This is a genomic window from Streptococcus ictaluri 707-05 (genome assembly GCF_000188015.2).
In the GTDB taxonomy this organism is placed as follows: Bacteria; Bacillota; Bacilli; order Lactobacillales; family Streptococcaceae; genus Streptococcus; species Streptococcus ictaluri.
Genome location: NZ_AEUX02000007.1, coordinates 122,163 through 136,600, shown reverse-complemented (window position 1 = coordinate 136,600; position 14,438 = coordinate 122,163). Strand labels below are relative to the sequence as shown.

Below are 14,438 nucleotides of genomic sequence, written 5' to 3'. Positions count from 1 at the left end.
TTCAATGGGACAGGAGTGTATACAGATGATCATTTGGATAAACGGAGCATTTGGAAGTGGGAAAACAACATGTGCCTGGGAACTAAAAAATCGATTGAAAAATTCCTTTGTTTTTGACCCAGAACAAGTTGGGACTTTATTAAATAATCAATTACCAAATAATCTTAGAAAAAGAAATTTTCAAGATTATCCATTGTGGAGAGTATACAATTTTAAACTGTTAGAACATTTATCATTACATTCAAATGATACTATAATAGTTCCAATGACAATATCGTATCTGAGATAGGAGAGCAATTTAATCTAAATATATTACCTGATAAGCGGTCAAAATATAAAAAAATGTTTGATCAGCATACACTAAGCTTTAGAAAGCCATAAAAATACAAAAACCACAAATGATAATAAATTTATGGTCTTTAAGTATCTAGATTATTTTAAAAAGTTTTATGAAGTTGGTACCCAGTATCTTGCAATCTCTTTGCCATCCGATCTAATATAGAACGAATCAAAAATTCCACCCAATTTTTCTATAGTTGCTCGATTAGCTTTATTATCTGTAAGAGCTGTGATGAAGACTTTCGTTAAATTGTTCTAGAGCATATTTAAGAAGTACTGACATTATTCCTTAACCTCTATGACTCGGGGACGTAATATATCCAATATGCCCTCCTTTTAAATTCTTTATATTATACGCAAGTTGTCAAGTCAAGTGCAACCAGTTCATAGATAACTAGAGTTCCAGATGTTAAGCTGTTCGGGATAGCTCAAACAGGAATTTTGAGGATTGATATTGAAGAAGTCGTCTTGGGCGCTCATTGATGGCAGTAATATAATTGTCAAGTTCTTCAGAGGTTAGTGGATTAAGTGAGACTCCTTTAGGGACATATTCTCTGAGGAGGCCATTGAAGTTCTCGTTTTTTCCTCTCTCATGTGAAGAATAGGGATGTGCAAAGTAAACTTCAACAGCTTCTAAGTTTGAGAGTAAACTAAACTCAGAACCATTATCCGCTGTGATGGATGCAATAGGATACTGACTGATGAGATGCGTGACAGCACGGTTAATGGTTTGGGACTGCTTGTCTTCTAGCTTAACTCCTAGTGCATAGCGTGTCTGGCGCTCTACCAAAGTCAACATAACAGCTTCACCTTGGTTTTCTTGCCGAGAACCAAATCAATCTCCCAATGCCCAAATTCAGAACGATCATTAATATATTCTGGACGTTCTTCGATAGATTTACCTAAAGTCTTCTTATTCGTCTTCATGACTTTCTTAGAACGTTTTCTGATACTAACCATCTTAGGCAAATCGATTGGTTTAATAGCTAATACCCCCTCTTTGATATAACGATAAATCGTTTTGGTAGAGGGGACGACTTCTTCAGGATGGTTCACTTTGTAAGTCTGAACAAAACTATCCACACTATGGAGACGAATGTTAGCCGTCAAGGCAGATTCTAATTGTTCAATGAACCTAGCGGAGCAGTCATTCAACTTGAGATAAGAACTCTTTTGACGATTGGTTTCATAGACACGTTGCCCACTATCAGCGAAATAGGCGTTGAAGAAGGTTTGTTTTCCATTCTTATCCTTTACCTGTTCTACTGAACCACGTTTTATTTCTCGGCAGATTGTAGAACGGTGACGACCCAAGAGTCGAGCAATCTCAGCGGGTTTCTTTCCCATTTTAAGATAAGCAGCAATTTCACCCCGTTCTGTGGCTGAAAGATGAGAATAGGATGATTTTCTGGTAGAATTAATGTTGGACATGTTCATCTGCTTTCCATACTGAATTGGGGAATTCTAGTATATCAGACGAACATGTCTTTTTTGTTGCACTTCATTTTACAACGCGGGGCTTTATATTATATTACAAAAAAACTAATAATAACTTGTAAAAATATTGTAAGTAATTTTTAGTAACTTTGAAAGAAAATTATCAATATAAAACAAAAAGACAAGGCCTAGAAACCTTGTCTTTTCAAGTATACCGGCGGCCGGGGTCGAACCGGCACGTCCGTGAGGACACTGGATTTTGAGTCCAGCGCGTCTGCCAATTCCGCCACGCCGGCTTTAAAAATAATTTTAAACTGGGGTAGCTGGATTCGAACCAACGCATGAGGGAGTCAAAGTCCCTTGCCTTACCGCTTGGCTATACCCCAATAAAATAGGCGAGTGATGGGAATCGAACCCACGAATGTCAGAGCCACAATCTGATGTGTTAACCACTTCACCACACCCGCCATATTCCAAACACGGGCAGTAGGAATCGAACCCACACTGAAGGTTTTGGAGACCTTAGTTCTACCTTTAAACTATGCCCGTTTAGGATGGAAAGAGAGGGATTCGAACCCCCGAACCCGAAGGAGCGGATTTACAGTCCGCCGCGTTTAGCCTCTTCGCTATCTTTCCAAAATATTAAATTTTAATGGCGCGAGACGGAATCGAACCGCCGACACATGGAGCTTCAATCCATTGCTCTACCAACTGAGCTACCGAGCCAACTACATAAATCTTATGTATTGCGGGAGCAGGATTTGAACCTACGACCTTCGGGTTATGAGCCCAACGAGCTACCTAACTGCTCCATCCCGCGTTATTTTTAAAGGAGGATGTGGGATTCGAACCCACGCACGCTTTTACACGCCTGACGGTTTTCAAGACCGTTCCCTTCAGCCGGACTTGGGTAATCCTCCAAATATAATATAGTCCGTACGGGATTCGAACCCCTGTTACCGCCGTGAAAAGGCGGTGTCTTAACCCCTTGACCAACGGACCATAATATGATAATGGGCACGAGTGGACTCGAACCACCGACCTCACGCTTATCAGGCGTGCGCTCTAACCACCCGAGCTACGCGCCCAAGCTTAATATTATAGCTTGGTAAAACTATAAAGCGGGTGACGAGAATCGAACTCGCGACAACAGCTTGGAAGGCTGTAGTTTTACCACTAAACTACACCCGCTTAAAAAATGGGAGTTAACGGGATCGAACCGCTGACCCTCTGCTTGTAAGGCAGATGCTCTCCCAGCTGAGCTAAACTCCCATTGAGTGGTATAAGCTAAGCGACTACCGTATCTAACAGGGGGCAACCCCCAACTACTTCAGGCGTTCTAGGGCTTAACTGCTGTGTTCGGCATGGGTACAGGTGTATCTCCTAGGCTATCGTCACTTAACTCTTTTGGGCACTACTTGTGTAGTCCACTCAAAATTGAATATCTATATTCTATCAAGAAACCGCCTCGCTGTCAATATTGACTTCGGTTTGGATAAGTCCTCGAGCTATTAGTATTAGTCCGCTACATGTGTCACCACACTTCCACTTCTAACCTATCTACCTGATCATCTCTCAGGGCTCTTACTGATATAAAATCATGGGAAATCTCATCTTGAGGGGGGCTTCGCACTTAGATGCTTTCAGCGCTTATCCCTTCCCTACATAGCTATCCAGCGATGCCTTTGGCAAGACAACTGGTACACCAGCGGTAAGTCCACTCTGGTCCTCTCGTACTAGGAGCAGATCCTCTCAAATTTCCTACGCCCGCGACGGATAGGGACCGAACTGTCTCACGACGTTCTGAACCCAGCTCGCGTGCCGCTTTAATGGGCGAACAGCCCAACCCTTGGGACCGACTACAGCCCCAGGATGCGACGAGCCGACATCGAGGTGCCAAACCTCCCCGTCGATGTGAACTCTTGGGGGAGATAAGCCTGTTATCCCCAGGGTAGCTTTTATCCGTTGAGCGATGGCCCTTCCATACGGTACCACCGGATCACTAAGCCCGACTTTCGTCCCTGCTCGAGTTGTAGCTCTCGCAGTCAAGCTCCCTTATACCTTTACACTCTGCGACTGATTTCCAACCAGTCTGAGGGAACCTTTGGGCGCCTCCGTTACTCTTTAGGAGGCGACCGCCCCAGTCAAACTGCCCGTCAGACACTGTCTCCGATAGGGATCACCTATCTGGGTTAGAGTAGCCATAACACAAGGGTAGTATCCCAACATCGCCTCAAACGAAACTGGCGTCCCGTCTTCAATGGCTCCTACCTATCCTGTACATGTGGTACAGATACTCAATATCAAACTGCAGTAAAGCTCCATGGGGTCTTTCCGTCCTGTCGCGGGTAACCTGCATCTTCACAGGTACTAAAATTTCACCGAGTCTCTCGTTGAGACAGTGCCCAAATCATTACGCCTTTCGTGCGGGTCGGAACTTACCCGACAAGGAATTTCGCTACCTTAGGACCGTTATAGTTACGGCCGCCGTTTACTGGGGCTTCAATTCATACCTTCGCTTACGCTAAGCACTCCTCTTAACCTTCCAGCACCGGGCAGGCGTCACCCCCTATACATCATCTTACGATTTAGCAGAGAGCTGTGTTTTTGATAAACAGTTGCTTGGGCCTATTCACTGCGGCTGACCTAAGTCAGCACCCCTTCTCCCGAAGTTACGGGGTCATTTTGCCGAGTTCCTTAACGAGAGTTCTCTCGATCACCTGAGGCTACTCGCCTCGACTACCTGTGTCGGTTTGCGGTACGGGTAGTGTATAGTTAAACGCTAGAAGCTTTTCTTGGCAGTGTGACATCACTAACTTCGCTACTTAACTTCGCTCCCCATCACAGCTCAATGTATTAGATATAAGCATTTGACTCATATCACACCTCACTGCTTAGACGTGCTCTTCCATTCGCACGCTTTAGTTAGCCTTCTGCGTCCCTCCATCACTATATACACTAGTACAGGAATATCAACCTGTTGGCCATCGGATACACCTTTCGGTCTCTCCTTAGGTCCCGACTAACCCAGGGCGGACGAGCCTTCCCCTGGAAACCTTAGTCTTACGGTGGACAGGATTCTCACCTGTCTTTCGCTACTCATACCGGCATTCTCACTTCTATGCGTTCCAGCGCTCCTCACGGTACACCTTCTTCACACATAGAACGCTCTCCTACCATTACCTCTAAAGGTAATCCACAGCTTCGGTAATATGTTTTAGCCCCGGTACATTTTCGGCGCAGGGTCACTCGACTAGTGAGCTATTACGCACTCTTTGAATGAATAGCTGCTTCTAAGCTAACATCCTAGTTGTCTGTGCAACCCCACATCCTTTTCCACTTAACATATATTTTGGGACCTTAGCTGGTGGTCTGGGCTGTTTCCCTTTCGACTACGGATCTTAGCACTCGCAGTCTGACTGCCGATTATATCTCGTTGGCATTCGGAGTTTATCTGAGATTGGTAATCCGAGATGGACCCCTCACCCAAACAGTGCTCTACCTCCAAGAGACTTAACATCGACGCTAGCCCTAAAGCTATTTCGGAGAGAACCAGCTATCTCCAAGTTCGTTTGGAATTTCTCCGCTACCCACAAGTCATCCAAGCACTTTTCAACGTGCCCTGGTTCGGTCCTCCAGTGCGTCTTACCGCACCTTCAACCTGCTCATGGGTAGGTCACATGGTTTCGGGTCTACATCATGATACTAAAGCGCCCTATTAAGACTCGGTTTCCCTACGGCTCCGTCTCTTCAACTTAACCTCGCATCATAACGTAACTCGCCGGTTCATTCTACAAAAGGCACGCTCTCACCCATTAACGGGCTCGAACTTGTTGTAGGCACACGGTTTCAGGTTCTATTTCACTCCCCTCCCGGGGTGCTTTTCACCTTTCCCTCACGGTACTGGTTCACTATCGGTCACTAGAGAGTATTTAGGGTTGGGAGATGGTCCTCCCAGATTCCGACGAGATTTCGCGTGTCTCGCCGTACTCAGGATACTGCTAGGGCTCAAAACGATTTTAAATACGAGGCTGTTACTCTCTTTGGCTTACCTTCCCAGGTAATTCTTCTATCATTTTAAAGTCCCACGTCGCAGTCCTACAACCCCGAGGAGTAAACTCCTCGGTTTGCCCTCCTGCCGTTTCGCTCGCCGCTACTAAGGCAATCGCGTTTGCTTTCTCTTCCTGCAGCTACTTAGATGTTTCAGTTCACTGCGTCTTCCTTCTCATGACCTTAACAGTCATGGATGACATGCATTACATGCCGGGTTCCCCCATTCGGACATCTCTGGATCAGCGCTTACTTACAGCTCCCCAAAGCATTTCGTCGTTTGTCACGTCCTTCTTCGGCTTCTAGTGCCAAGGCATCCACCGTGCGCCCTTATTAACTTAACCTTATTTTTGGTCTTGCGACCTAAACTCATTAAATACTTACAGCGTTTTCGGTTTATTTCTTGTTACTTTTCTACAATCATTTCTGATCGTGGAATTTGATATAGATATTCAATTTTCAATGGACTATAGATAAAACAGAAACTTGAGTTGAACTCCAGACTAACTTCTTAGGAAAATAGATAAACTTCCTTGTGTGTAAACACACTTTGTCAGTTTCCTAATTTTCTACAGAAGTTTTCGCAAGCGAACCGTCTGTTAGTATCCTGTTTTAATGGAGCCTAGCGGGATCGAACCGCTGACCTCCTGCGTGCAAAGCAGGCGCTCTCCCAGCTGAGCTAAGGCCCCACAAGACCTCTCAAAACTAAATAAGACGATAAACGTATTCCATTTCCTTAGAAAGGAGGTGATCCAGCCGCACCTTCCGATACGGCTACCTTGTTACGACTTCACCCCAATCATCTATCCCACCTTAGGCGGCTGGCTCCTAAAAGGTTACCTCACCGACTTCGGGTGTTACAAACTCTCGTGGTGTGACGGGCGGTGTGTACAAGGCCCGGGAACGTATTCACCGCGGCGTGCTGATCCGCGATTACTAGCGATTCCGACTTCATGTAGGCGAGTTGCAGCCTACAATCCGAACTGAGATTGGCTTTAAGAGATTAGCTTGCCGTCACCGGCTTGCGACTCGTTGTACCAACCATTGTAGCACGTGTGTAGCCCAGGTCATAAGGGGCATGATGATTTGACGTCATCCCCACCTTCCTCCGGTTTATTACCGGCAGTCTCGCTAGAGTGCCCAACTGAATGATGGCAACTAACAATAGGGGTTGCGCTCGTTGCGGGACTTAACCCAACATCTCACGACACGAGCTGACGACAACCATGCACCACCTGTCACCGATGTACCGAAGTAAAACTCTATCTCTAGAGCGGGCATCGGGATGTCAAGACCTGGTAAGGTTCTTCGCGTTGCTTCGAATTAAACCACATGCTCCACCGCTTGTGCGGGCCCCCGTCAATTCCTTTGAGTTTCAACCTTGCGGTCGTACTCCCCAGGCGGAGTGCTTAATGCGTTAGCTGCGGCACTAAGCCCCGGAAAGGGCCTAACACCTAGCACTCATCGTTTACGGCGTGGACTACCAGGGTATCTAATCCTGTTTGCTCCCCACGCTTTCGAGCCTCAGCGTCAGTTACAGACCAGAGAGCCGCTTTCGCCACCGGTGTTCCTCCATATATCTACGCATTTCACCGCTACACATGGAATTCCACTCTCCCCTTCTGCACTCAAGTTCTCCAGTTTCCAAAGCGTACATTGGTTGAGCCAATGCCTTTAACTTCAGACTTAAAGAACCGCCTGCGCTCGCTTTACGCCCAATAAATCCGGACAACGCTCGGGACCTACGTATTACCGCGGCTGCTGGCACGTAGTTAGCCGTCCCTTTCTGGTTAGTTACCGTCACGTAATGGATTTTCCACTCCCATTACCGTTCTTCTCTAACAACAGAGCTTTACGATCCGAAAACCTTCTTCACTCACGCGGCGTTGCTCGGTCAGACTTCCGTCCATTGCCGAAGATTCCCTACTGCTGCCTCCCGTAGGAGTCTGGGCCGTGTCTCAGTCCCAGTGTGGCCGATCACCCTCTCAGGTCGGCTATGTATCGTGGCCTTGGTGAGCCGTTACCTCACCAACTAGCTAATACAACGCAGGTCCATCTCATAGTGAAGCAATTGCCCCTTTTAAATTTAGTACATGTGTACTTAATTGTCATGCGGTATTAGCTATCGTTTCCAATAGTTATCCCCCGCTATGAGGTAGGTTACCTACGCGTTACTCACCCGTTCGCAACTCCTTGGACTAGTGCAAGCACCAGTCCTCAGCGTTCTACTTGCATGTATTAGGCACGCCGCCAGCGTTCGTCCTGAGCCAGGATCAAACTCTCATTTATAGTTTGAACTTACTCGTTCTTTTCTGTCGCTGACAGATTTATTTCTCGTTTTTTGTACGGGTTAATATGTCTCCATATCACCCTCACGTTTGGTTCGTCTTATTCAGTTCTCAAAGGTCTTTATCTCTTGCGAGACAACTTCTTTATTCTATCAAATCTAAGAAAACTTGTCAACTACTTTTTTGAAATATTTTCTTTTTGTTTTCAGAAAATATATCTGTTTTTTTTGACAACTCAATTAGTATACTAGATTATAGATCATTCTGTCAATAACTTTTTTAAAAAAAATAATGGAAAGTTAAAACTTTCCATTATTTTCAATAAAGTAAGGTATTTACTTAGCTTCAATCAATCCTAAATCACCATCTTCACGACGGTAAAGAATATTTGTTTCACCATCTTCAGCATCTGTATAGATAAAGAAGTCATGTCCTAAGAGTTCCATTTGCAAACGAGCTTCTTCAACATCCATTGGTTTTAGGGTAACATTTTTTGTACGAACCACTTTTACTTCTGGAATTTCTTCAACCTGCTCAGCTTCAAACTCAGTAGTGAAAACTTGACCTGTTGAAATTTTTTCACGATGTTTCTTAGCAATTTTAGTTTTATTTTTACGAATTTGACGTTCAATTTTATCAACAACTAAATCAATTGAACCGTACATATCTTGAGAAACATCTTCTGCTCTTAGCATAACAGAACCTAAAGGAATGGTCACTTCCACTTTTGCGGATTTTTCACGGTAAACTTTTAAATTGACGCGTGCATCTATTTCTTGCTCTTCTACAAAGTACTTTTCAATCTTAGTAAGCTTTGATTCAACATAATCGCGAATAGCTTCTGTTACTTCGATGTTCTCTCCACGAATACTAAATTTAATCATAGGATACCTCTTTTCTATGCGCTTTAAGCGCTTTCTTTAATACTATCATACCACTTTCATGAAAATTTGCAAGTTTTAACGTGCAATAGAGAGACTCTTAACCTCCTTGCGACCATAGCGACTGAGTTCTTTTTTAAGGAAACAATGGTATTTCCAGTTGTATAGATGTCATCAAATATAAGAATTTTTTGAGGTAACTCTTTTGTTTGATTTAAATAATATGTTCCTTCTGCTATTTGTCTTTCTTTTTTACTTTTACTTGATTGCCTACTGTCATCTAGTCTTACAAAGAGATTTTGATAGATACAGTTAGTTTCATCCAAGAGAGCAGACACTTGATTAAAACCTCTTTCTGATAAACGCACTTGACTGACAGGAACTGGAACTATGGTGTAATCGGAATAATTTTTCTTGATTAGATTTTCTATATCTTTAGCAAAAACTTTTTTTAGTATGTAATCCCCTTGAAATTTGTATTTCTGGAAATATTCTTTCATAGCAGAATCATAAGCATATAAGGCACGATGGCTTGGCAAATAACCTTTTTTCTTCCAATCTATACAATCTTGACAAATTGATTTTTGGTTGGGTTTATAGCAAGAAGGGCAATAAGTAGAGTCTATTTTTTTAAATTGTAATTGGCATTTTGTGCAAATCGGATTTTTTTGATTTCTAAAAAGAAAAAGGTCAATCAACGAAAGCTCTTGTCTGCAGCTCTCTTGGCATAATAAGCACCTCATATTTCATATCCTTTTTGATTCATTAATCGGATTTCTTTTACGGCTTGTTTCATAGCACGACTGATTCCATCATGTAAAAATACCAATTGTCCTTCTGGTCTTTCTTTAGATCTACCTACTCGACCAGAAATTTGAACTAAACTATTATCTCGAAAAACTTTGTGATTGGCTTGAATAACAAAGACATCAACCTTTGGAAAAGTGACACCTCTTTCTAAAATAGTTGTTGTTAGCAATACATTGATATGTCCCTCACGAAACTCTTTTACCTTACTTAACCTATCTTCCGAAACACTTGATACATAAGCCATTTTTTCCTGTGGAAAGTACTCTTTTAAAATAAGAAAAAGTTCTTTTGCCATTTGGATTGTTGGTACAAATAGTAACAATGGAAATCCTGTTTGACGCTGTCCTTTTATCAATTGAATCAGTCGCTTAGGCAATTTTTTTGCTTAAGATACTTCTCAAGTGAGAAGAGTTGTTTAAAAGTAGGTACCACTAAATGATGACCATGAAATCGTCTGGCCAAGGTCAACATTGTTAATTGCTTATTTTTGACTTTCTGATTTAAATCTTGAGTACTTGTTGCTGTAAGCAATACTTGAACCGAATCTTTCTTACATGCTTGAGTGATAGCATAATTGAGGTGAATATTGTCAATAAAAGGAAATGCATCCACTTCATCTACTATCAAGAGGTCAAAAGCTTTATAGAATTTCATCAACTGATGAGTCGTAGCAATAATAATAGGACATCGTTTATAGGCAAGTGACTGAGCATGCATTAGGCACACCTCACACGAAAAATCTCGTGCTAATCTTACATCTACTCTTGGACTAGCTATACACACCCAGCCTCCTTGATTAACCACACTAGCAATGCTTGCATAAATCATTTCTGTTTTCCCTGCTCCGGTAACGGCATGAATTAAGGTTGGTTTTTTCGAGGAAGTATTTGATACTAATTGATCTGAAATCTTTTTTTGATGACAAGTCAATTGTCCCTCCCACATCAGAAAGTTACCTCGCGGGAAAATGAGCGGTGGAAAAGTGTACAAAGCTTTATCGGATTGGTTTCGTCCAAAAATAAGACAAACTCGACAATAATAAGCCCCATTAGGCAATTGCTCTATAAACTTTTGATTGGAGCATCTTTGACATGTTAGTCTCCCTGATACTTTGGGCATACTTTCCAACGATTGCCCTTCTTCTCTAAGAGCTTCTGATAATTGCTTTTCCAACCATAATCTTCCATATAAGTGATCTTTTTCGTCCATATCTTATTATTCGATATTTTTTGCTAAATCTTATTTTTTTCTGTAAGATTTACTTATGAAAAACTATAAAACGATAATGACCGACGGACTTTTTGAAAGCGAGGTTAAAAAATCTCGTTTCATTTGTCAAATGAAACGTGTCTATGAAGAAGAGGATGCTAGAGCCTTTATCAATCAAATCAAAAAAACACATTATAAAGCCAATCACTCTTGTTCAGCAATGATTATAGGAGACCAATCACAAATTAAACGCTCAAGTGATGATGGGGAACCCTCTGGTACTGCTGGTATCCCAATGTTATCTGTTTTGGAAAAGCAAGGACTGACTAATGTAGTAGCTGTGGTAACACGATACTTTGGAGGTGTTAAGTTGGGGACAGGTGGTCTTATTAGAGCCTATTCCGCTGCTACCTCTGCTACAATTAAAGCTTTAAAAATTGTTGAGGTCAAAGAACAAGTGGGACTAGAAATTGAGTTAAGTTATCCCCAATACCAGCTCTATTCACAATTTTTAGAACAAGTAGGCTTAATTGAAATGGAGACAGTCTTTTTAGAAGTTGTCCAAACAAAGCTATATCTTGATGCTGAGGACTTTAGCAGTTTAACAAGTCGCTTGACTGATTTTTACTTTGGGAAGGTTACCTTTTCAAAAATCCCACCTAAAATTATTGAACTTCCTTTAAATGATTCAAATTAAAAATAAATGTGATAGTTATTTATTATCACTGTGATAACAAATTGCTACTTTACTTTGCTTTAATTTCTACCTATACTTTCTTTATAGCGAAAACATTAAAATAAAAGGAGACCATCATGACTAAATTATATGGTAATATTACCGAATTGGTTGGTAATACCCCTATTGTTAAATTAAATAATATCACAGATAAAGAAATGGCAGATGTCTATGTTAAGTTAGAGGCTTTTAATCCTGGTTCCTCAGTAAAAGATCGTATTGCCTTGGCGATGATTGAAACGGCTGAAAAAGATGGCCTAATTAAAGCTGGAGATACCATTATTGAACCAACTAAAGGTTATAAGGTCATTATTGTTATGCCAGAAACGATGAGTATGGAACGCCGTCAAATAATTCAAGCTTACGGAGCAAAACTAGTCCTTACTCCTGGAAGTGAGGGAATGAAGGGAGCTATTGCTAAGGCTGAAGAATTATCAAAAGAGTTGGGAGCTTGGATCCCCTCACAATTTAATAACCCAGCTAACCCAAAAATCCACGAAGAAACAACCGCTCAAGAAATTCTCAGTGCATTTGGAGAAAAAGGGCTTGATGCTTTTGTAGCAGGTGTCGGTAAAGGAGGAACGATTTCTGGTGTCTCTCACGTCTTGAAAAAGAGCAATCCCAAAACAAGTATTTATGCAGTAGAAGCTAGTGAGTCTGCTGTCTTATCTGGACAAGAGCCTGGCCCTCATAAAATTCAAGGTATTTCAGCTGGTTTTATTCCTAATACTTTAGACACAAGTGCCTACGATCACGTTATTCGCGTTGACTCCGAAGATGCCTTAGCAACCGGACGTATCCTAAGCTAAAGAAGGTTTTCTTGTTGGTATTTCTTCAGGGGCTGCTATTTACGATGCATTGCAAGTTGCAAAAGAATTAGGAGCTGGAAAAAAGTATTAGCCTTGCTAGCTGATAACGGAGAGCGCTACCTGTCAACCGCTCTTAATGCTTTTAAGCTGTCATCTATCCATCGAGGAAGATTTTCTTGGAGAGGCTTGAAACCAATTTTACACCTACTATTGGAAAAACGATGGCGATGAGGAAAATGGTGCTTCTCTTCTTCCAATGTTCGTAGGGATAAACTTGCTTTTCGACTAAATTCATCATAATCTATGACTTGCACAAGGACCTGATCGCCTACCTTCAGGATATGACTAATATTATCAATAAAACCTGTTTTGATTTCTGAAATATGGATCAAACCGGTTGTGTTATCTTCAAGGGCAACAAAGGCACCATAGGGTTTAATTCCAGTTATGGTCCCTTGTAGCTTGTCGCCTATTTTCATTAATCTAATACCTCAATTGTCTGGATTACAACGTCTTCTTTAGGTTTATCTTGTGCTCCTGTTTCAACATTGGCGATATCATCTAAAACCATATAGGAAGCTTGATCCATTAATTGTCCGAATACCGTGTGACGACGGTCTAAGTGAGGTGTTCCACCATTCTCAGCATAAGATGAGGCAATGGGAACTGGCCAACCACCACGCTCTAACTCTTTTTGTGCGTATGGCACTTTAGCATTTTGAACAATGAAGAATTGACTTCCATTTGTGTTTGGACCTGCATTTGCCATTGATAGTGCACCACGCAAATTGTATAATTCATCCGAAAACTCATCTTCAAAACTATCGCCATAAATGGATTGTCCACCCATACCTGTCCCAGTAGGATCTCCCCCTTGAATCATAAATTCAGGGATAATGCGATGGAAGATAATACCATCATAATAGCCCTCTTTAGCTAAACCTAAGAAGTTCGCTACTGTTTTTGGAGCTCTTTCTGGAAATAGAGCTACTCTCATATCACCATGATTCGTTTTAATGATAGCTTTTGGACCATCATGATTCACTATATCTAATTGTGGAAACTGTAATTCTTTTTCGATCAAACCTAATTCCTCCAAGGCATATAAAATACCGTCTTCTTCTACTTTTTTTGTGATAAAATCTGCTTTTTCTTTTAGTTTTGGATGCGAAATACCCATAGCTATACTGATTCCTGCGTAATCAAAAAGTTCCAAGTCATTTAACTCATCACCAAACACTAAAATATTTTCTGGTTTTAAACCAAGATGTTCAACAACTTTAGCAACACCCACCGCTTTTGAGGTATTCTTCAGAACCACATCAGACGAATGATCGTGCCATCTGACTAAACGAAGATGTTCCGATAATTCTGCAGGCAATTGTAAATCATCACCTCTATCTTCAAAAGTCCACATTTGATAAACATCATGTTGCTCGTTAAAATCTGGACAAATCTCTAATTGGGCATAAACCTTATCAATCGCATCATTAATCATAGGGTTATGAGTGGACAATACGGCTTGATGACGTCCTGCCATTCCATAATAAATACCCATTTGATTAGCCCATTCTTTAAATCCAACAACAACTTCTGCAGGAATCGGAGCTTGATAAATAATATTTTTCTTATCATCTTTAACATAGGCACCATTAAGTTTAACACAATAGTCAGCCTCTAAATCCTGAACTTCTTGAGGAACGCCATATCTGGCACGGCCGGAAGCAATCCCAACTAAAATACCTTTTTCTTTTAATTGTTGAAAGACTCTCTGAATTGATTGAGGCATGTAGCCTGTTTCTTTCACTCTTAATGTGTCATCAATATCAAAGAAAACCATCTTAATTTTCTTAGCTTTATACTTTAGCTTTGCGTCCAT

6 protein-coding genes, 13 tRNA genes, 3 rRNA genes and 3 pseudogenes are annotated in these 14,438 nt (G+C 41.7%); 3 read left to right on the top strand and 22 right to left on the bottom strand.

Features of this window, described 5'->3' with window-relative positions; genetic code table 11:
* Window positions 1-25: 25 nt before the first annotated feature.
* Window positions 26-289 carry a hypothetical protein gene (locus STRIC_RS12985; protein ID WP_050897397.1) on the top strand — a complete coding sequence of 88 codons (264 nt, stop codon included), beginning with the start codon at window positions 26-28 and terminating at the stop codon, window positions 287-289.
* Between the two features lie 459 nt (window positions 290-748).
* Here STRIC_RS12985 and STRIC_RS08410 read toward each other — a convergent pair.
* The 20 genes and pseudogenes from STRIC_RS08410 to STRIC_RS08315 all read right to left on the bottom strand — a co-directional run bounded on the left by STRIC_RS08410 (window position 749) and on the right by STRIC_RS08315 (window position 11,014).
* Window positions 749-1,770: pseudogene (locus tag STRIC_RS08410) on the bottom strand (IS30 family transposase).
* A 218-nt stretch (window positions 1,771-1,988) separates the two neighbouring features.
* Window positions 1,989-2,072 (bottom strand) — tRNA-Leu (locus STRIC_RS08405).
* 18 nt (window positions 2,073-2,090) lie between these two features.
* Window positions 2,091-2,162: transfer RNA gene (locus STRIC_RS08400), tRNA-Gln, on the bottom strand.
* Window positions 2,163-2,170: 8 nt separating this feature from the next.
* Window positions 2,171-2,243: transfer RNA gene (locus STRIC_RS08395), tRNA-His, on the bottom strand.
* Window positions 2,244-2,254: 11 nt separating this feature from the next.
* A tRNA-Trp gene (locus tag STRIC_RS08390) sits at window positions 2,255-2,325 on the bottom strand.
* Between the two features lie 6 nt (window positions 2,326-2,331).
* A tRNA-Tyr gene (locus STRIC_RS08385) sits at window positions 2,332-2,412 on the bottom strand.
* 17 nt (window positions 2,413-2,429) lie between these two features.
* Window positions 2,430-2,502: transfer RNA gene (locus tag STRIC_RS08380), tRNA-Phe, on the bottom strand.
* A 20-nt stretch (window positions 2,503-2,522) separates the two neighbouring features.
* Window positions 2,523-2,596, bottom strand: a tRNA-Met gene (locus STRIC_RS08375).
* A 10-nt stretch (window positions 2,597-2,606) separates the two neighbouring features.
* A tRNA-Ser gene (locus tag STRIC_RS08370) sits at window positions 2,607-2,696 on the bottom strand.
* 10 nt (window positions 2,697-2,706) lie between these two features.
* Window positions 2,707-2,778 (bottom strand) — tRNA-Glu (locus STRIC_RS08365).
* A gap of 12 nt (window positions 2,779-2,790) precedes the next feature.
* Window positions 2,791-2,864 (bottom strand) — tRNA-Ile (locus tag STRIC_RS08360).
* A 32-nt stretch (window positions 2,865-2,896) separates the two neighbouring features.
* Window positions 2,897-2,967, bottom strand: a tRNA-Gly gene (locus tag STRIC_RS08355).
* A gap of 8 nt (window positions 2,968-2,975) precedes the next feature.
* Window positions 2,976-3,048 (bottom strand) — tRNA-Val (locus STRIC_RS08350).
* 14 nt (window positions 3,049-3,062) lie between these two features.
* Window positions 3,063-3,178: ribosomal RNA gene (gene rrf / locus STRIC_RS08345) — 5S ribosomal RNA — on the bottom strand.
* 89 nt (window positions 3,179-3,267) lie between these two features.
* Window positions 3,268-6,170: ribosomal RNA gene (locus STRIC_RS08340) — 23S ribosomal RNA — on the bottom strand.
* 272 nt (window positions 6,171-6,442) lie between these two features.
* Window positions 6,443-6,515: transfer RNA gene (locus STRIC_RS08335), tRNA-Ala, on the bottom strand.
* A gap of 51 nt (window positions 6,516-6,566) precedes the next feature.
* Window positions 6,567-8,115, bottom strand: a 16S ribosomal RNA gene (locus STRIC_RS08330).
* Together the 16S, 23S and 5S rRNA genes with 13 tRNA genes alongside form the textbook arrangement of a ribosomal RNA operon.
* A gap of 334 nt (window positions 8,116-8,449) precedes the next feature.
* Window positions 8,450-8,998: a ribosome hibernation-promoting factor, HPF/YfiA family gene (hpf, locus tag STRIC_RS08325; RefSeq protein WP_008089825.1), complete on the bottom strand. Its 549-nt coding sequence runs from the start codon at window positions 8,996-8,998 to the stop codon at window positions 8,450-8,452.
* 56 nt (window positions 8,999-9,054) lie between these two features.
* Window positions 9,055-9,738: a ComF family protein gene (locus STRIC_RS08320; protein ID WP_008089971.1), complete on the bottom strand. Its 684-nt coding sequence runs from the start codon at window positions 9,736-9,738 to the stop codon at window positions 9,055-9,057.
* Window positions 9,735-11,014 (bottom strand): annotated as a pseudogene (locus STRIC_RS08315) (DEAD/DEAH box helicase). The gene STRIC_RS08320 and the pseudogene STRIC_RS08315 overlap by 4 nt, the downstream one beginning before the upstream one ends.
* Window positions 11,015-11,069: 55 nt before the next feature.
* Here STRIC_RS08315 and STRIC_RS08310 point away from each other — a divergent pair.
* Both STRIC_RS08310 and cysK read left to right on the top strand, forming a co-directional pair.
* Window positions 11,070-11,711 carry a YigZ family protein gene (locus STRIC_RS08310; protein WP_008090309.1) on the top strand — a complete coding sequence of 214 codons (642 nt, stop codon included), beginning with the start codon at window positions 11,070-11,072 and terminating at the stop codon, window positions 11,709-11,711.
* Between the two features lie 116 nt (window positions 11,712-11,827).
* Window positions 11,828-12,790, top strand: a pseudogene (cysK, locus tag STRIC_RS08305) (cysteine synthase A).
* Here cysK and STRIC_RS08300 read toward each other — a convergent pair.
* Window positions 12,676-13,038, bottom strand: a complete 363-nt coding sequence (locus STRIC_RS08300) for a S1 RNA-binding domain-containing protein (protein WP_008089664.1) — start codon at window positions 13,036-13,038, stop codon at window positions 12,676-12,678. The pseudogene cysK and the gene STRIC_RS08300 overlap by 115 nt on opposite strands.
* Entirely contained in the window at window positions 13,038-14,438 is a 1,401-nt protein-coding gene (locus STRIC_RS08295; RefSeq protein ID WP_008089870.1) for a bifunctional Cof-type HAD-IIB family hydrolase/peptidylprolyl isomerase, read from the bottom strand. The genes STRIC_RS08300 and STRIC_RS08295 overlap by 1 nt, the downstream gene beginning before the upstream one ends.